General features: G+C 68.6%; 16 protein-coding genes and 1 pseudogene. 6 read left to right on the top strand and 11 right to left on the bottom strand.

What is annotated here, in order from left to right; translation table 11 throughout:
- The 3 genes from VNT59_RS19785 to VNT59_RS19795 all read left to right on the top strand — a co-directional run.
- On the top strand, window positions 1–681 hold a 681-nt coding region (locus VNT59_RS19785; protein WP_325501320.1), incomplete at its 5' end, for a transaldolase family protein.
- Between the two features lie 4 nt (window positions 682–685).
- Window positions 686–2251: a glucose-6-phosphate isomerase gene (pgi, locus tag VNT59_RS19790; RefSeq protein ID WP_325501322.1), complete on the top strand. Its 1566-nt coding sequence runs from the start codon at window positions 686–688 to the stop codon at window positions 2249–2251.
- 64 nt (window positions 2252–2315) lie between these two features.
- Window positions 2316–2684, top strand: coding sequence for a DUF805 domain-containing protein (locus tag VNT59_RS19795; protein ID WP_325501324.1), 369 nt, complete (start codon window positions 2316–2318; stop codon window positions 2682–2684).
- 101 nt (window positions 2685–2785) lie between these two features.
- Here VNT59_RS19795 and groL read toward each other — a convergent pair whose 3' ends face one another.
- The 6 genes from groL to VNT59_RS19825 form a co-directional block, all read right to left on the bottom strand.
- Complete coding sequence (groL, locus tag VNT59_RS19800; protein ID WP_325501326.1) at window positions 2786–4435, bottom strand: chaperonin GroEL; 1650 nt, start codon at window positions 4433–4435, stop codon at window positions 2786–2788.
- A gap of 45 nt (window positions 4436–4480) precedes the next feature.
- Window positions 4481–4801, bottom strand: coding sequence for a co-chaperone GroES (locus VNT59_RS19805; protein WP_325501328.1), 321 nt, complete (start codon window positions 4799–4801; stop codon window positions 4481–4483).
- 267 nt (window positions 4802–5068) lie between these two features.
- Window positions 5069–5419, bottom strand: coding sequence for a hypothetical protein (locus VNT59_RS19810; protein WP_325501330.1), 351 nt, complete (start codon window positions 5417–5419; stop codon window positions 5069–5071).
- Window positions 5420–5767: 348 nt separating this feature from the next.
- On the bottom strand, window positions 5768–6412 hold the full coding sequence (locus tag VNT59_RS19815) for a hypothetical protein (RefSeq protein WP_325501332.1): 645 nt from the start codon (window positions 6410–6412) through the stop codon (window positions 5768–5770).
- A gap of 218 nt (window positions 6413–6630) precedes the next feature.
- On the bottom strand, window positions 6631–6936 hold the full coding sequence (locus VNT59_RS19820) for a hypothetical protein (protein ID WP_325501334.1): 306 nt from the start codon (window positions 6934–6936) through the stop codon (window positions 6631–6633).
- Window positions 6937–7095: 159 nt separating this feature from the next.
- Window positions 7096–8397, bottom strand: a complete 1302-nt coding sequence (locus VNT59_RS19825) for an acetyl-CoA hydrolase/transferase family protein (RefSeq protein WP_325501336.1) — start codon at window positions 8395–8397, stop codon at window positions 7096–7098.
- Between the two features lie 320 nt (window positions 8398–8717).
- Between VNT59_RS19825 and VNT59_RS19830 the strand changes: the two genes are divergently transcribed.
- Together VNT59_RS19830 and VNT59_RS19835 are read left to right on the top strand one after the other, a co-directional pair.
- On the top strand, window positions 8718–9212 hold the full coding sequence (locus tag VNT59_RS19830; RefSeq protein ID WP_325501338.1) for a universal stress protein: 495 nt from the start codon (window positions 8718–8720) through the stop codon (window positions 9210–9212).
- Window positions 9213–9263: 51 nt separating this feature from the next.
- The gene (locus VNT59_RS19835) at window positions 9264–10220 is read left to right on the top strand and encodes a DMT family transporter (RefSeq protein WP_325501340.1); all 957 of its coding nucleotides are present in this window, start codon (window positions 9264–9266) and stop codon (window positions 10218–10220) included.
- A gap of 7 nt (window positions 10221–10227) precedes the next feature.
- Here the strand turns inward: VNT59_RS19835 and VNT59_RS19840 are convergent, their stop codons facing one another.
- The 5 genes from VNT59_RS19840 to VNT59_RS19860 all read right to left on the bottom strand — a co-directional run bounded on the left by VNT59_RS19840 (window position 10228) and on the right by VNT59_RS19860 (window position 16378).
- Window positions 10228–11982, bottom strand: coding sequence for an ABC transporter ATP-binding protein/permease (locus tag VNT59_RS19840; protein WP_325501342.1), 1755 nt, complete (start codon window positions 11980–11982; stop codon window positions 10228–10230).
- Between the two features lie 58 nt (window positions 11983–12040).
- Window positions 12041–12940, bottom strand: a complete 900-nt coding sequence (locus VNT59_RS19845) for a 5'-nucleotidase (protein WP_325501344.1) — start codon at window positions 12938–12940, stop codon at window positions 12041–12043.
- Window positions 12941–12953: 13 nt separating this feature from the next.
- Window positions 12954–14186 carry a type II secretion system inner membrane protein GspF gene (gene gspF, locus VNT59_RS19850; RefSeq protein ID WP_325501346.1) on the bottom strand — a complete coding sequence of 411 codons (1233 nt, stop codon included), beginning with the start codon at window positions 14184–14186 and terminating at the stop codon, window positions 12954–12956.
- 84 nt (window positions 14187–14270) lie between these two features.
- Complete coding sequence (locus VNT59_RS19855; RefSeq protein ID WP_325501348.1) at window positions 14271–15908, bottom strand: AMP-binding protein; 1638 nt, start codon at window positions 15906–15908, stop codon at window positions 14271–14273.
- Entirely contained in the window at window positions 15905–16378 is a 474-nt protein-coding gene (locus VNT59_RS19860; protein WP_325501350.1) for a MarR family winged helix-turn-helix transcriptional regulator, read from the bottom strand. The genes VNT59_RS19855 and VNT59_RS19860 overlap by 4 nt, the downstream gene beginning before the upstream one ends.
- A gap of 162 nt (window positions 16379–16540) precedes the next feature.
- Between VNT59_RS19860 and VNT59_RS19865 the strand changes: the two are divergent.
- Window positions 16541–16922, top strand: a pseudogene (locus VNT59_RS19865) (SAM-dependent methyltransferase); the annotation flags it as partial.

Here is a 16922-nt window from a genome sequence, read left to right on the forward strand (position 1 = left end):
GTCGACGCGCGACTCAGCTTCGACACCGCCGCGTCGATCAAGCGCGCCGAACGGATCATGCAGCTGTACCAGGCCGAAGGCGTGCCGCCCGAGCGCATCCTCATCAAGGTGGCCTCCACGTGGGAGGGCATCCAGGCCGCGCGCCAGCTGGAAGAGCGCGGCATCCGCACCAACCTGACGCTGCTGTTCTCGTTCTGCCAGGCCGTGGCCTGCGGGCAGGCCAAGGTGCAGCTGATCTCGCCTTTCGTCGGCCGCATCTACGACTGGTACAAGAAGGCGGCGGGCGGCGCCTGGGACGAAGCGGCGAACGCCGGGCCCAACGATCCGGGGGTCGGTTCGGTGCGCCAGATCTACCAGTACTACAAGCACTTCGGCATCCGCACCGAGGTCATGGGCGCGAGCTTTCGCAACGTGGGCCAGATCCTGGCGCTGGCGGGCTGCGACCTGCTGACGATCAGCCCCGAGCTGATGGCGCAACTGGCCGGGTCGGACGCGCCCGTGTCGCGCGCGCTCGATCCGCAGCAGGCCCGCTCCATGACGATCGAGCCCGTGCGCTACGACGAGGCCGCGTTCCGCTATGCGCTGAACGAGGACGCGATGGCCAGCGAAAAGCTCGGCGAAGGCATCCGGGCCTTCGCGGCCGACGCGGTCAAGCTCGAAGCACTCATGAAGGCGGCCTGAGCGGATGGCCGGCGACCTCACGGCAGCCGTCCGCTGCGACCACACCGCCGCCTGGGCGGCGCTGCAGAACCATTACGAAAAGACCGCCCACGGCTTCGACCTGCGGCAGGCCTTTGCCGCCGACCCGCAGCGCTTCGATGCCTTCAGCGAGGAGGCGCCGCATGTCTTTGCCGACCTGTCCAAGAACCTGATCGACCAGCGGGCCCAGGCGCTGCTGCTGGAGCTTGCGCGCGAGTGCTCGCTGGAGGCCAGGCGCGACGCCATGTTTGCCGGCGAGGCGATCAACACGACCGAGCAGCGGGCGGTCAAGCACTGGCTGCTGCGCGCACCGGCCGGCAGCGCGCACGATCCCGATCTCGCCGCAGTCCAGCAGACGCTCGAAGCGATGCTCGGCTACGCGGAGCAGGTCCGCTCCGACCCGGCGATCACGGATGTCGTCAACATCGGTATCGGCGGCTCGGACCTGGGGCCGCAAATGGCGGTGGCCGCCCTGGCCGCGTTCGTCGATCCGGCGCGGCGCTTTCATTTCGTGTCCAACGTGGATGGCCACGAGCTCGATGGCGTGCTGCGCGGACTGCGGCCGGAGCGCACGCTGGTGCTTGTGGCCTCCAAGACGTTCACGACGCTCGAGACGATGACCAACGCGCGCTCGGCCCGGGCCTGGTTCGAGGCGGCGGGCGGGCGCGACGTGGCACGCCACTTCGCGGCGCTCACCACCAATGTGGCCGCGGCGCGCGAGTTCGGGATCACCACCACCTTCGGCTTCTGGGACTGGGTCGGTGGCCGCTATTCGTTGTGGTCCGCGATCGGGCTGCCGGTGGCGATCGCGATCGGCGCCGCTCGTTTTCGCGAACTGCTGGCTGGTGCGCACGCGATGGACCGGCATTTCCAGACCGCGCCCCTGGACCGCAATCTTCCGGTGCGCCTGGGATTGCTGGACGTCTGGTACCGCAATTTCTTCGGGTTCACCAGCCGCAGCATCGCGCCGTACCACAGCGCCTTGCGGCGGCTGCCCGCGTACTTGCAGCAGCTGGAGATGGAAAGCAACGGCAAGCGCGTCAGTCGCGACGGGTCGCCACTGCCCTATGACACAGCGCCGGTGCTGTGGGGCGAGCCGGGGACCAATGGCCAGCACGCCTATTTCCAGATGCTGCACCAGGGCACGGACCGGGTGCCGGTGGAATTCATCGCGGTCCGGGAAGCAGCGCACTCGCTGCCGGGGCACCACACCCAGTTGCTGGCGAACGCGCTGGCGCAGGCGCAGGCGCTGATGCAGGGCCAGCGCGACGCCGGCGGCCACAAGGACTTCCCGGGCAACCGCCCGAGCACCTTCTTCGTGCTGGACCGGCTCGATCCGGCGTCGTTGGGCGCGCTGGTCGCGTTGTACGAGCACCGCGTGTTCACCAGCGGCGCGATCTGGGGCCTCAACAGCTTCGATCAGTGGGGCGTCGAGCTGGGCAAGGTGCTGGCGAAGGAGCTCGCGCCGCGGCTGGCGAGCGGCGACTGCGGCGGCCTCGATGCATCGACCGCCGGCCTGCTGCAGCGGCTGCGCGGCGGCGTCCCGCAGTAGCGCTTTCGCGGCGCTCCTCCTATCATGCACGCGAGCCGCACCGGCTCGCACGAGGAGGAAACGCATGGATTTCGGTCAGGCGATCAGGAACTGCTTGAGCAATTACGCGACATTCACCGGGCGGGCCGGGCGCGCGGAATTCTGGTGGTTCTTCCTGTTCAACGTGCTGGCGTCGATGGCGGCATCCATCATCTGGCACCGTCTCGGCAATCTCGTCTCGCTCGCGCTGCTGCTGCCGTCGGTCGCGGTCGGCGCGCGGCGGCTCCACGACATCGGCAAGAGCGGCTGGTTCCAGTTGCTGTGGTTCGTGCCGCTGATCGGCTGGATCTTCCTGATCTACTGGGCGGTGCAAAAGAGCGATCCGCAACCGAACGAGTACGGTGGTCCGCCGGCGATCGACGCCACCCCGGCGCTGCCGCCGGGCGCGGTCTGAACGAGCGCCGACGGGTTCACGAAAAGAAAAAAGCCGGGCAGAGCCCGGCTTCTTCATCTGGACGAACGGGGAACACGCTGGGCGTTTTCCCCGCGTGGACATTACATGTCCATGCCGCCCATGCCACCCATGCCGCCCATGCCGCCAGGCATGCCGCCGGCCGGAGCCTCGTCCTTCGGCGCTTCGGCGACCATGGCTTCGGTCGTGAGCATCAGGCCGGCCACGGAGGCGGCGTTCTGCAGGGCAGTGCGCGTCACCTTGGTCGGGTCCAGGATGCCCATCTCGATCATGTCGCCGTAGGTGTCGTTGGCGGCGTTGAAGCCATGATTGCCCTTGCTGGCCAGCACGGCGTTGACGACCACGCTCGGCTCGCCGCCGGCGTTCGCCACGATCTCGCGCAGCGGCGACTCGATGGCCTTGAGCACCAGCTTGATGCCGGCGTCCTGGTCGGGGTTGTCACCCTTGATCTCGCCAGCGGCCTGACGGGCGCGCAGCAGGGCGACACCGCCGCCGGCCACGATGCCTTCTTCCACGGCAGCGCGGGTGGCGTGCAGCGCGTCTTCGACGCGGGCCTTCTTTTCCTTCATCTCGACTTCGGTCGCGGCACCGACCTTGATCACCGCCACGCCGCCGGCCAGCTTGGCCACGCGCTCTTGCAGCTTCTCGCGGTCGTAGTCGCTCGTCGCTTCCTCGATCTGCACGCGGATCTGCTTGACGCGCGCTTCGATGTCACCAGCCGCGCCGGCGCCGTCGATGATCGTGGTGTTTTCCTTGCCGACTTCGATGCGCTTGGCCTGGCCCAGGTCGGCCAGCGTCACCTTCTCGAGGGTCAGGCCGACTTCTTCCGAAATCACCTTGCCGCCGGTCAGGATGGCGATGTCTTCCAGCATGGCCTTGCGGCGGTCGCCGAAGCCCGGGGCCTTGACGGCGACGACCTTCAGGATGCCGCGGATGGTGTTGACCACCAGGGTCGCGAGCGCTTCGCCTTCGACTTCCTCGGCGATGATCAGCAGCGGGCGGCTGGCCTTGGCGACTTGCTCCAGGATCGGCAGCAGGTCACGGATGCTGCTGACCTTCTTGTCGTACAGCAGCACGAACGGGTTGTCGAGCAGGGCCGACTGCTTGTCGGGGTTGTTGATGAAGTACGGCGACAGGTAGCCGCGGTCGAACTGCATGCCTTCCACGACTTCGAGTTCGGACTCCAGCGACTTGCCGTCTTCGACGGTGATCACGCCTTCCTTGCCGACCTTGTCCATCGCGTCGGCGATGATCTTGCCGATCGTCTCGTCGCTGTTGGCGGAAATGGAGCCGACCTGGGCGATTTCCTTGGACGTCGTCGTGGCCTTCGAAGCCTTCTTCAGCTGCTCGACCAGGGCGATCACGGCCTTGTCGATGCCGCGCTTGAGGTCCATCGGGTTCATGCCCGCGGCCACGTACTTCATGCCTTCGCGCACGATGGCCTGGGCCAGCACGGTGGCCGTGGTCGTGCCGTCACCGGCGATGTCGCTGGTCTTGGAAGCGACTTCCTTGACCATCTGGGCGCCCATGTTCTGGAGCTTGTCCTTGAGCTCGACTTCCTTGGCCACGGACACGCCGTCCTTGGTGACCGTCGGGGCGCCGAACGAGCGCTCGAGCACCACGTTGCGGCCCTTGGGGCCCAGCGTGACCTTGACCGCGTTGGCCAGGATGTTCACGCCTTCGACCATGCGGTGACGCGCGTCGCCGCCGAAAATGACGTCTTTAGCTGCCATGTTTTCTTACCTCTGATGAATGGGTTGAAAGGGCGGGGCCTGGACTCAGGCGACCTTCTTGATGTTGGCGGCCGGCGCGCCTTCGATGACGGCGAACAGGTCGTCTTCCTTCATCACCAGCAGTTCTTCGCCATCGACCTTGACGGTCTGGCCGCTGTACTTGCCGAACAGGACGCGGTCGCCGACGGCGATGTTGGGGGCAATGAGCTCGCCCTTGTCGTTCTTGCGGCCGGGGCCGACGGCCAGCACTTCGCCCTGGTCGGGCTTTTCGGCGGCATTGTCGGGGATCACGATACCGGACGCGGTGCGGGTCTCGTTTTCCACACGCTTGACGATCACGCGATCGTGCAGGGGACGAAGTTTCATTGCATCTCCTTGACTGAAACTGAGGGGGACAAAAAAGCGCCAACGAAGTCAGCGCTTATTAACCTGTGAAGTGGGTGCCGCAAGCACGGCTGTTAGCACTCAACTTCAGCGAGTGCTAATGATAAGGGTTTTCCGACAGGATTCAACCCCCGGGGCCGATGGGCCGCCGCCGCAGGGCCAGTCGGCCTTGCCCGGCGAGCGATGGCCCGCGCGGCTCGCCGAGTGGTCCGCCACCGGCCGCTGTGATGCACCAACCGAGGCGCAGGCTCACCTTGGGCCGGCGCCCATCGCGCGGGTGCCGACGGGGAACGCGCCTTGACTCAGGTACACCGATCCGCTGTCCTCGCCCGTCATCATGCGGTTTTCGCCGCGGGTCCTCAGGTAGTCGGCCCGCGCCGCCGCCCGGGTGTAGCCGGTGTTTTCGAAGGCGTTGGCGCGCTGCCTGGTCCATTCGGTCACCGTGGCCTTCGCGACGTCCGCCCGCACGTCGGCGCGGCTGGTGGAGCTCTGCATCTTGGTGGTGTCGATCGAGATATCGCCGGCCAGGGAGGTGTCGGCCAGCGCGGGGGCGGCAATCGCCGCGGCGGCTGCCAGCGTCAGTGCAATAAGGCGTGTCATGACTATCTCCAGGAGCGCAAGAACACGGGCATACCGGGCTTCGCTCTGAACCCGTCTGTCCTGCCTCCGATGACTCGTCATTCGGCTTCGCGCAGCAGGCGCTCTCCATGGCGGCGCATCGGCGGCTCAAAACGTGCATCGATCAAGCAACTCATAGCCCGCCGCGCGCCTGATTCAAACTGATCGAGCCGGCGAGCGTGCGAATCGTTGCCATAAGTCAAAATGCGGCCCGACCTGCCGGAACCGGCGCGGGCGCACCGCCGCGACCTTGGTCCGGCAACGACACGGCAGGCGGTCGCGGCGCGAGCCGCGCAACTTCCCTGCCTTCGGCGATTTCGCCCCGAAGAGCTACCGAGGCGAGACGACCAGTTCCGATTCCTGCGTCCCCGCGCCCGCTGGGTGGCTGGCCGAGCGTTGCAGGCGGGTCCTGACGAAGGAGCCGACGTCGGGGCTGGTCCAGTAGACGCCCTCTTCACCAAGATTGTTCTTGCAGGCAATGCGATAGGCGTCGAACGAGCCGGCGGGCACCTCGACCTTCTCCCACGCCTCGATCGCACAGGAGGCACTGACGTCGGTCACCGTGCCCTTGGCATTCGTCATCCTGGAATTCATGTCGAACTTCTTTCCGACCGCCAGCGGGAACAGCCACCCCATGGGCGGATCGTAAGTCACGGCCGGCGCGCCGTCGGGACCGAGCGCTGCCATCCAGTGGCCGTCGTCGGGGCGCATCAGCAGCGTGCCCGCGCCGACATTCGATATCGCGAGCGCCGGCGCTCCCTTCCACGTCGTGTCGGGCAGGCGCGTCATCCTCACCTGTCGGTCCGTGCCGAAGCTGCCGGTGTTCTTCTGCGCGGACTCCCACCTCGCACCGACGGGCGGGGGGCCCGACCATTTTTCCGTGACCGGCTGGGCTGCCGCGAGGCCGCTGCCGGCAATCGCGAACACCGCAGAAACGGCCGCGCTTTTCTGGAAGGCTCTATCGATCCGCATCATGGTCCTTTCGTGGTGTGTGGGGCGCGCGCAGCGGCGGCGGGCTTGCCTTGGCACCCCGTCATGAAGCGCAAGCCGCTCCTACCCAATTAGCCGGGACGGCGCCAAAGAAAATGACCGGCGTCAACAAAGGCGACGCTCGGCAGCGCCTCAGCTCAACGTTCTACTGTCCAGGGTGGGTGGGCCGCTCGGCGGCGGCCACGCGTCGCCGGTTCGCGTGCTCAGGGAAAACGGCGTGGTGGCTGGAAGTACGGCGCTGGCGAGTCCGGCCGATCGGCCTCGACCCCGAATGCGTCCAAGGCGGCTTTGCTTTCGGCAGCCAACCGCCGGATTTCGCCTTCAAGGCCGTTCGCCGCCGGCGGTTGTGACGCGGACGGCTGCAATTTCTGCAGCGGCCGCTGCTGCGCACGGCGACGCTCGCCGGCCCGGCGATCCGCAGAGCGCCTGTCGACACTGCGTCGTTCACCGGTACGGTGTTCGAGGCTGGATGTCGCCGGGCTCAGCTGCTGAGCTTCCTCGCTGTGCATCGACTTTTCTCCATCGACGAGTTTTTTCTACGTGCGTGCGCGGGACTCGTCCATGACGTGAATCAAAGGTAAGGAGCCGGTAACGTTTCGGAGGCGGCGCCTGCCTCGCCCCGGCCTCGTGCACTGCGCGGCAGTGCGATTGCCGAGCGCTCCCGCGCCTCAGCCCACCAGGAAGTGCCGGATCTCGCGCACCTCTCGCGCCAGCTCGGCGCGGAAGTCGGGGTGCGCGATCGAAATCAAGGCTTCCGCCCGCTTCTTGAGGTTCAGTCCATGCAGGTCGACGATGCCGTACTCCGTCGCGACGTACTGCACGTGACCACGGGTCGTGACCACGCCGGCGCCCGGTTTGAGGGTGGAGACGATGCGCGAGATCTGCCCGTTCTTGGCCGTCGACGGCAGCGCGATGATCGCCTTGCCGCCCTCGGACAGCGCCGCGCCGCGGATGAAATCCATCTGGCCGCCGATGCCCGAGTAGATGCGGTGCCCGATCGAGTCGGCGCAGACCTGGCCGGTGAGGTCGATTTCCAGCGCGGCGTTGACCGCCACGGCGCGCGGGTTCTGCCGGATCAGCGCCGTGTCGTTGGTGCGGTCGCAGGGATGGAACTCGACCAGCTGGTTGTTGTCGACGAAGTCGAACAGCGCGCGTGAGCCGCTGACGAAGCTGGTCACGGTGCGGCCGCGATGCACGGTCTTGTACTTGTTGGTGACGACGCCGCTCTTCATCAGCGGGACCAGCAGGTCCGAGAACATCTCGGTGTGAACGCCCAGGTCGTTCTTGGTGCCCAGGCGGCTGAGCACCGCATTCGGGATTGCGCCTATCCCCATCTGCAAGGTCGAGCCGTCCTCCACCAGGGCCGCGATGTGCTCGCCGATGCGGTTTTCGACCTCGCTCATCGGCGGCGTGTGCGCTTCGTGCAACGGCCGGTTGGTGTGCACGAACGCGGTGACCCGCTCGAACGGAACCACGGTCGCGCCGTACGTGCGCGGCAGCTGCTCGTTGATCTCGGCCAGCACGATGGTCGCGTGCTCGGTGGCGGCCCGGGCAGCGTCGACCGACGTGCCGAGCGTGCACAGTCCATGCTCGTCCGGCGGCGAGAGCGACACCAGCGCAACATCGAGGGGAATCCGGCGGGTCGAGAAGAGATCGGGCACGTCCGACAGGAACACCGGCACGAAGTACGCGCGCCCTTCATCGACCGCCCCGCGCATCCCGTGGTCGGTGAACAGCGGATTGGAGATGAACGCGTCGCGGTACTGCGGCTCGCTGAAGCGCAGCGGACCGCTCAGGTGAAGGTGGAACAGTTCCACGCCCTGCAGGTCGCGCCGCTCGACCATCGCGTCCAGCAGGGTGGTGGGGGTGGCGGCGGCGCCGTGGACAAAGATCTTGTGCTGGCTCTTGAGATGGGCAACGACGTCCTGTGCGGCGACGGCGCGTTGCTCCCAGCCGGGATAACGCTTCATGAACTTTCTTCGCTTGTTGTGGCTGGCCGAGTGCTTGCGTCCCCGCCGGCAAGGCACCACCGGTGCCGCCGGCGGCCGCAACGGCGGTGGCGGGAAAGCGTGCAACTTACACCATCCCGGTCCCGCAGTGTGCGACCCCGTCGCTCGACCGCAGACAGAGCATCGCCCGATCCGGCGCCGGCGCCGTTGACGAATATCACCCGCCGCCGATTCTCGGTGGCCGCCGGCGCAATTTGTTCCCCTCGACGGCGGCGCGGCGCTCGTTGCACCCCTGCCGCGCCGGTGCTAATGTGCGTTCACCGCCACGCGAGGAGTCTGCCATGAAGATCCTGGTTCCCGTCGACGGCTCGCCGCTTTCGCTGGACGCGGTGCGCTACGCGATCGGCCTCGTCCGGCAGGGTCTGCGCGCCGAGCTGCTGCTGGCCAATGTGCAGCCGCCCGCATCGCTGTACGAAATCGTGGTGGCGCACGACCCCGACGTGATCAAGGACGTCAGCACCGGGGCCGGCGCGCACCTGCTGGAGTCCGCCCGCGAACTCTGCCGCGCCGCCGGCGTGCCGTTCGACTGCGAGATCGTGTCGGGTGATCCGGTGCGGGCGCTGTGCGACCTGGCGGAGGAGCGGGGCTGCGCGCAGATCGTCGCCGGAGCCCACGGCAAGGGCGCGCTGGCAAGCGCGCTGCTCGGCTCGTTCTCGCACGCGCTGGCCCACGCCGCCCCGGTGCCGGTCACCATCGTCAAGGCATCCGAACGCATCCCGGTCGCGCGCGGCGCGGTCGCCGCCGAGCCGCCGGCCGACGCGTTGGGCGCCCACTGAGCGGGCGGCCGCCAACCCGGGCGCCGGTGCCGGTCGGCTATAGTTTCGCCGATGGGACAGGTGCGCACTGGCAACGTCCGTGGCCGCACCCGCACGGACACGGTGCTGCGTCGCGCCGCCCTCGTCCAACGGCGCGCCTCCCGCCTCGACCCCAACGTCCGCGGGCTGCTCTGGGCGACCGCATCCGGGTTCACGTTCGTGGTGCTGAACACGGTGATGCGCGACCTGTCGCTGACGCTCGATCCGTTCCAGACCCAGTTCCTGCGCTACCTGTTCGGGCTGGTGGTGATGCTGCCGCTGGTGGCGCGCTATGGCTTCGCGGCCTACCGGCCCGTGAACATCGCCGGCCAGTTCGTGCGCGGCGGCGTGCACACCATCGGCCTGTGCCTGTGGTTCACCGCGATTCCGCACATCACGATCGCGGACATCACGGCCATCGGCTTCACCGGCCCGATCTTCATCATGCTGGGGGCGGCCTGGTTCTTCGGCGAACGCATGCGCTGGGAGCGCTGGCTGGCCGCGCTGATCGGCCTGTCGGGGGTGCTGATCGTGGTGGCGCCCAAGCTGAGCGGCGGCGGCGGGCTGTACACGCTGGTGATGCTCGCCTCGTCGCCGGTGTTCGCCGCGTCGTTCCTGCTGACCAAGGGCCTCACGCGGTTCGACCGGGCCGCGGTCATCGTGGTGTGGCAATCGATCTCGGTGGCGCTTCTCAGCTTGCCGCTGGCGTTGCTGTCTTGGAAGGCGCCGACGCTGGGGCAGTGGTTCGCCTTTGCCCTGTGCGGCCTGCTGGGCAGCCTCGGGCATTACTGCCTCACCCGCTCGTTCACGGTGGCCGACATCTCGGCGACGCAGTCCGTCAAGTTCCTGGAACTGGTGTGGGCGACCATGCTGGGCTGGCTGGTGTTCGGCGACCAGCCGAGCCGCTCCACCATCGTGGGTGGCATCGTGATCTGTTTGTCCACCATCTGGATCGCGCGCCGGGAAGCGCGCTCCGCCGCCCGCGCCTGAGCGGCGTTCAGGCCTGGCGCAGCCGGAATGCGGCAGCGCCGTCGTCCGCGCCGCGCTGCAGTTCCCAGCGGCGCCGGTGGAAGGCGTCGAGCGCGGGCCGATGGCCGATCGAGATCAGCGAGCCGCCGCGCCGGCGCACCAGGTCCGCCAGCCGCTGGTACAGCGTGTGCTCCGCCTGTTCGTCCAGGGCGCTGGTCGCCTCGTCGGCCAGCACCCACGCCGGCTGCTTCAGGAACACCCGCGCCAGCGCCAGCCGTTGGCGCTCGCCGCCCGAGAGCTTTTGCGTCCACGCGTCGTGGTCGTCCAGGCGCGCGGCGAGCTGCGGCAGCAGGGCGGCGCCGAGGGCCTCGCGCAATGCTTGCTCGCTGTAGCGATCCGCGGGCTCCGGATAGGCGAGGGCGTCGCGCAGCCTGCCGTCGGGGAAGTAGGGGTTCTGCGGAATGCACATCGCGTCGGCCGGTACGTCGACCTTTCCCCGGGCGAAGGGCCAGATGCCGGCGAACGCCCGGAACAGCGTGGACTTGCCGCTGCCCGACGGCCCCTTGACGATGACCGAGTCGCCGGGTGCCACCTGCACCGAGACATCCGACAGCAGCAGCGAGCCGTCCGGCAGCGCCAGCGTCAGCGCGTGCGTCGCCAGCGCTTGGCCGCCGCGCTCGACCCGCGGCCGTGGTTGCGCGTCCTGCGCCGCCACGCTGGCCTCGAAGCTGGTCAGGCGGTCGCTGGTCGCGCGCCAGGCCGCCAGCGAACTGTAGTTGTCGACGAACCAGGCCAGCGAATCCTGGACCTGGCCGAAGGCCGACGAGATCTGCATCAGCTGGCCGAGCTGGATCGCGCCGCTGAAGAAGCGCGGCGCCGCGACCAGCATGGGAAAGATGACGGCCGCCTGGCCGAAGAAGGTGGTGAACCAGATCAGGTTCTTCTGCGCCTTGATCAGGGCGATGTAGTTCCCGAGCACCGCCGAAAAGCGCAGGTCGAGGTGCCGGCGCTCGACCTGCTCTCCCTTGTCGAGCGCGATCGCCTCGCTGTATTCGCGCACCCGCATCATGTGGTGGCGAAAGTCCGCTTCCAGTCGCTGCTGCTGGAAATTCAGCGGGATCTGGCGGCGGCCGATGTAGTGGGTGAGGACGCTGCCGACGACGCAGTAGGCCAGCGCCGCCCAGACCATGAAGCCGTGCAGCTCGTACGCGGCGCCGCCCCAATGGAACAGGAAGCCGCCGGAGAGCGACCACAGGATCCCGACGAAGCTGATCAGCGTCACCAGCGAATTCAGCAGGCCCATCGACAGCGAGATGCTGTACGTGGTGAACAGGTTCAGGTCTTCCTGGATGCGCTGGTCGGGGTTGTCGGGCGCCGCCTGGCCATTGGCGAAGCGCGCGAGCTCCATCCGGTAGAAGGTCTGGGCGCCGAGCCAGCGCTGCAGGTAATGCGCCGTCATCCAGGCCCGCCAGCGCACTTCCAGCAACTGCGTGAGGTAGAACTTGTAGACCGCGATCACGATGTAGCCGAACGCCAGGTACGTGAACCGCAGCAGCTGGGCCCAGAACACCGGCTGGTCCCGCTTTTCCAGCGCGTCGTAGAAGGTGCGGTTCCACTCGTTCATCAGGACCAGCATGTACACCGCGGCCAGGTTCAGGACGATGATGGCCGCGAGCAGGGCGCGCGCCCGCCATTTTTCGTCGGACGAGAAGAACGGCGTCGTGAGCGCCCAGATCTTGCGCGTGGTGGCGCCGATGGCGGCGAGCTTGTGCGGAGAATTCATGCGGAGGGCCCCTGGCGAAGGGCCCATCGTAGCGGCGCGCGGGCGGCGGCGCCCGGACTCAGCGCGGATTGGCGATGCCGCTGGACACGTGGCCGGAAGGCACGTGCCGCGCCGCGTGGTTGACGTGGCCGGTCTGGTCGTCGAAGAAGAAGTCCGGCTCGAACTCGCGCAGGAACTCGCCCTTGGGCAGCCCGCCGAGAAACATCGCCTCGTCGACCCGGATGTCCCACTTCATCAGCGTGCGGATCGCGCGCTCGTGCGCCGGGGCGCTGCGCGCGGTGACGAGGGCGGTGCGGATGCGCATCGCCGCGGTGCCAGCCTGCTGCAGGCGGTGCAGCGCCGCCAGCAGCGGCTTGAACGGGCCCTCGGGCAGCGGCTGCGCCGCCTTGCTGAGCTCGTGCTGCTGGAAGGCGTCGAGCCCCTGCGCCTGGAACACGCGCTCGGCCTCGTCGGAAAACAGCACGGCGTCGCCGTCGAAGGCGATGCGGACCTCGTTGGGATAGTTGTCGCCGGCCAGCACCGATTCGGTCAGCACGCGGGCCGCCGGAAAGCCGGCCGCCAGCGCCTCGCGCACGTCCTCCGCGTTGGCCGACAGGAACAGGTGGGCCCGCAGCGGCCGCAGGTAGCGGAAGGGCGAGCGCCCCTGCGTGAACACGCCGCGCTCCAGCTTGATCTCGTTGGCATGCCCCGAGCGGAAGATGCGCATGCCCGAGACCGGGTCGTTGCGCGAGAGGATCACCACCTCCACGCGCTGGGTGGTCGTGTCGTTGAAGGCCAGCAGCTTCTTGATCAGCGAGAAGGCGATCCCCGGACGCGCCGGCTGCTCCAGCCGTTCCAGCTGCAGCCGCATGTAGGCCCGCGGGTCGCCGCTTTCGAAGATCGCGTTCTCTTCCTCGAAGTTGAACAGCGCGCGCGAGGAGATCGCCACCACCAGCTTGTTGTCCAGCGACGCGGCCATGGTGGTCCTTCGTTCAGCGGGCGAACTGGTTCAGCTGGATGATCGGCATCAGCACCGCCAGCACGATCAGCATCACGATCAGCCCCATGCCGACAATCAGCAACGGCTCGAGGATGGTGGCCAGCTGCATCGCGCGGCGTTGGACCTCGGCGCCCAGCTGGTTGGCGGCCCGTTGCAGCATCGGCGGCAACTGCCCGGTCTGCTCGCCCAGCCGCGCGAACATCGACAACAGCCCGGGGAAGCGCTTCTTCTGCGCCATCGCCGAGGCCAGCGGCGCACCTTCGCGCACCAGCACCAGCGCATCCAGCGCGTCGGCCCGCATGGCGCGGTTGCCCAGGGTCTCGGCCGCCGCCTGCAGGGCCTTCAGGATCGGCACGCCGGCGCCGGCAAGCAAGGCCAGGGTGCTGGCGAAGCGCGCGGCGTTGTAGCCGCGCGAGAGCCGGCCGATCACCGGCAACCGCAGCCAGGCCGCATCGAAGCGCTCGCGCGTGCCGGGATTGCGCAGCGCCAGGCGGCCGCCGACGGCGCCGAGCGCGAGCAGCAACAGCACCAGCCAGCCCCAATGCCGCACCAGATCGCTGACGGCGAGCATGGCCACGGTCAGGAACGGCAACGCGCGCTTGCTGCCGGCGAAGACGTTGGCGACTTGTGGCACGACATAGGCCACCAAGAACAGCACGATCGCGATCGCGACCGCCGTGACGATGGCCGGATACAACGCGGCGCCGATCAGCTTTCCCTTCAGCGCCTGCCGCTCCTCGAGGTCGTCGGCGAGCCGCTCCAGGACCAGCCCGAGGTTGCCGGTCTGCTCGCCGGCGCCGATCACCGCCGTGTAGATCTCCGGGAATTCGCCGGGAAACCGGGACAGCGCCTTGGCGAACGACGAGCCGGCATTCACCTCGGCGCGCAGCGCGGCCACGAGCATGCGTTCGCGCTCGCCCTCCGCCTCGTCGGTGAGGGCCGTCAGCGCCCGCTCCAGGGGCAGGCCCGACGTGATCAGGCCGGCCAGCTGCCGGGTCCAGATCGCCAGCCCGGTCGAGGTGAAGACGTGGCGCCGCAGCACCCGGTCGGCCCAGCCGAGGCCCGGCTCGTTGGCCGCCGCGCCCGTGCCCACCGGCTGCACCTGCAGCGGCACCAGGGCCTGCGCCCGCAGCTGGCTGCGCACGGCCTTGGCGGTGTCGGCCTCCATGACGCCGCGGCGGGTGTCGCCCTGCGCGTCCAGGGCCTCGAACGAATAAGCTGGCATGGCCCAATTATCCGGCCGTTGCGAACGGCCCGGCCGACCGAGCGGCGGCGGCGGGCCGGGGCGCGCCCGAGGGCGCGGACGCACTCACATCTGGCGCAGCTTGAAGCGCTGGAGCTTGCCGGTTTCGGTGCGCGGCAGGCCGGCCACGAATTCGATCTCGCGCGGATACTTGAACGGGGCGATCGTCGCCTTGACGTGGTCCTGCAGCGCCTTGGTCATCGCGGCGTCGCCAGGATGCCCCGGCTTCAGGACGCAGAAGGCCTTGACGATCATGCCGCGCTGGTCGTCGGGCTTGCCGATGACGCCGCATTCGGCGACGGCTGGATGGCGCAGCAACGCGTCCTCCACCTCCGGACCGCCGACGTTGTAGCCCGCGGTGATGATCATGTCGTCGGCGCGCGCCTGGTAGAAGAAGTAGCCGTCGGCGTCCTGCACGAACGCGTCGCCGGGGAAGTTCCAGCCGCGGCGCACGTAATCGGCCTGGCGCGGGTCGTCCAGATAACGGCAGCCCGTGGGGCCGATCACCGCGAGCGTGCCGATGGTGCCGCGCGGCACCTCGTTGCCCTCGTCGTCGACCACCCTGGCCTGGTAGCCCGGCACCACCTTGCCGATGGCGCCGGGCCGCACCTCGCTGCCGGCGACGGAAATGAAGATGTGGAACATCTCGGTCGCGCCGATGCCGTCCAGCATCTCGATGCCGGTGGCCTGCTTCCACAGCTGGCGGGTGGCATCGGGCAGGCCTTCTCCGGCGCTCACGCAGATGCGCAGGCGGCCGATGCCGTGCTGCCTGGCGAACGGCGCCATCTGGCGGTAGAACGTGGGCGCCGTGTAGCAGATGGTGGCGCCGATGTCGGCGATCTGCTTGACCATGCTCTCGGGGTTGTACGGGCCGTCGGGGAAGTACACCGACGCCCCGGCCCAGAGCGGGAAGATCAGCAACCCGCCGAGGCCGAAGGTGAACGCCAGCGGCGGCGAGCCGACGACCACGTCGTCGGGCGTGGCGCGCAGCACGTGGCGCGGCCAGGCTTCGCAGGAAGCCAGCACGTCGCGATGGGTGTGCACGGCGGCCTTGGGCTTGCCGGTGGTGCCGGAGGTGAACGCCATCATCGCCACGTCGTCGGCGGCGGTCGGGCAGGCGGCAAAGCCGGCCGGCTTCAGGCTCGACCGTTGCTCCAGCGAGCCGGCCCGATCGGGGGCGTTGAACAGCACCAGGTCGCGCAGCACCGGCCGCTCGCGTCGCGCCGCTTCCAGCTCCTCCAGCAGTTTCGCGTCGCACAGCGCGGCCTGCGGCTGCGCCTTGTCGATGATGTCGCCGAGCTCGCGCGCCCGCAGCAGCGGCATCGTGGCGACCGCGACCAGTCCGGCCTTGACCACGGCCAGCCAGGCGGTCGCCATGCCGATCGAATTGCCCCCGCGCAGCAGCACCCGGTTGCCGGGCACCAGCCCGAGGTCTTCGGTCAGCACCCGGCAGATGCGGTCGACGCGCTCGCGGACGGCGCCATACGAGAGGACAGCGGCGCCGGAGCGCAGGCACGGGCGGCCGGCCCAGCCGCGAGCCTCGGCCTGGTCTACCAGGCGCTCCACCAGGTTGAGCTGGTCGGGCAGCTGCAGCTGCGGCAGGTCGTAGCGCAGTTGCGGCCACTGCTCGCGCGGCGGCAGGCGGTCGTGGACGAAGCGATCGATCTGGGCGGTCAAGCGCGGCCCCGGCGGCGCGGCGGTCATGCGGCGCTCCGAACGGCGCCGGCGTGGTCCTTCACCTTCCCCAGCAGCCGGTGCAAGGTGGTCACTTCCCGGTCCGTCAACGGCGAGAAGGCGCCGACGATCCACTCCTCGTGCTGGAGCGCCATCTCGCGGAACATCCTGCGCCCCTTGGCCGTGAGGCGGATCCGGCACGCCCGGCGGTCGCCGGCGACCGTCGTGCGGTCCACCAGGCCTTCGCTGACGAGCTGGTCGGTGATGCCCGTGACATTGCCGCCGGTGACCATCATCCGGCTCGACAGCTCATTCATCTTGAGGCCGTGCGGCGCACGCTCCAGCTGGGCCATGAGGTCGAAGCGGGGCAGCGTGGTGCCGAAACGCTCGCGCAGCCGGCTGCGGACGCATTTTTCGACCAGCTGGGTGCAGGTCAGGAGCCGCAGCCACAGGCGCAGCGCCTCGGGGTGCTCGCTGTGGACACGCGCCTCCAGGTCCATCGGCGGGTTGGTGTGAGTCATCGATAAATAGTTTAGGTCTCAACAAACAGGTGTCAACAGCAGGCACCCGACCTTCCGCGCCCGGACCGCGAACCCAGGACGAGCAAAAGTCCTACGCCGACCTGATTGACGCCGCACCGCTCCGCTGGTAAGAATTTGCGCATGGACACACTTCTTCTGCGCAAGGTGGAGTCGCGGCTGGCGCAGTTGCCAGCGCCCCTGGCCCTGGGCCTGCCGGGTGGGGAGCGGGTGGGCCCGACCGGGGCTGCCGTGACCCTCGGCCTGCGCGACTGGACCACGCTCGCGACGCTGGCGGCGGGGCAGATCGGTCGCATCGCTGAGGATTACGTGGAGAACCGGGTGGACATCGAGGGCCGGATGCGTGACGTGATGGCCGTCGCCGCCGGACTGCTGCCAGGCACGCCGGTCAACAGCGACACGCACTGGTGGACGCAGGTGATGCGCCGCGCGAAGTCGCTGGCTGCGCACACGCAGCAGAAGGACGCGCTGCAGGTCCAGTTCCACTACGACGTTTCCGACGATT

Origin of the sequence: Ramlibacter sp., from assembly GCF_035554825.1 — a bacterium.
Classification (GTDB): Bacteria; Pseudomonadota; Gammaproteobacteria; order Burkholderiales; family Burkholderiaceae_C; genus Ramlibacter.

Bases quoted from the DNA above. Each gene is read 5' to 3' on its own strand.
- pgi (WP_325501322.1), top strand. From the start codon at position 686: ATGGCCGGCGACCTCACGGCAGCCGTCCGCTGCGACCACACCGCCGCC.
- VNT59_RS19795 (WP_325501324.1), top strand. From the start codon at position 2,316: ATGGATTTCGGTCAGGCGATCAGGAACTGCTTGAGCAATTACGCGACA.
- groL (WP_325501326.1), bottom strand. From the start codon at position 4,435: ATGGCAGCTAAAGACGTCATTTTCGGCGGCGACGCGCGTCACCGCATG.
- VNT59_RS19805 (WP_325501328.1), bottom strand. From the start codon at position 4,801: ATGAAACTTCGTCCCCTGCACGATCGCGTGATCGTCAAGCGTGTGGAA.
- VNT59_RS19810 (WP_325501330.1), bottom strand. From the start codon at position 5,419: ATGACACGCCTTATTGCACTGACGCTGGCAGCCGCCGCGGCGATTGCC.
- VNT59_RS19815 (WP_325501332.1), bottom strand. From the start codon at position 6,412: ATGATGCGGATCGATAGAGCCTTCCAGAAAAGCGCGGCCGTTTCTGCG.
- VNT59_RS19820 (WP_325501334.1), bottom strand. From the start codon at position 6,936: ATGCACAGCGAGGAAGCTCAGCAGCTGAGCCCGGCGACATCCAGCCTC.
- VNT59_RS19825 (WP_325501336.1), bottom strand. From the start codon at position 8,397: ATGAAGCGTTATCCCGGCTGGGAGCAACGCGCCGTCGCCGCACAGGAC.
- VNT59_RS19830 (WP_325501338.1), top strand. From the start codon at position 8,718: ATGAAGATCCTGGTTCCCGTCGACGGCTCGCCGCTTTCGCTGGACGCG.
- VNT59_RS19835 (WP_325501340.1), top strand. From the start codon at position 9,264: ATGGGACAGGTGCGCACTGGCAACGTCCGTGGCCGCACCCGCACGGAC.
- VNT59_RS19840 (WP_325501342.1), bottom strand. From the start codon at position 11,982: ATGAATTCTCCGCACAAGCTCGCCGCCATCGGCGCCACCACGCGCAAG.
- VNT59_RS19845 (WP_325501344.1), bottom strand. From the start codon at position 12,940: ATGGCCGCGTCGCTGGACAACAAGCTGGTGGTGGCGATCTCCTCGCGC.
- gspF (WP_325501346.1), bottom strand. From the start codon at position 14,186: ATGCCAGCTTATTCGTTCGAGGCCCTGGACGCGCAGGGCGACACCCGC.
- VNT59_RS19855 (WP_325501348.1), bottom strand. From the start codon at position 15,908: ATGACCGCCGCGCCGCCGGGGCCGCGCTTGACCGCCCAGATCGATCGC.
- VNT59_RS19860 (WP_325501350.1), bottom strand. From the start codon at position 16,378: ATGGACCTGGAGGCGCGTGTCCACAGCGAGCACCCCGAGGCGCTGCGC.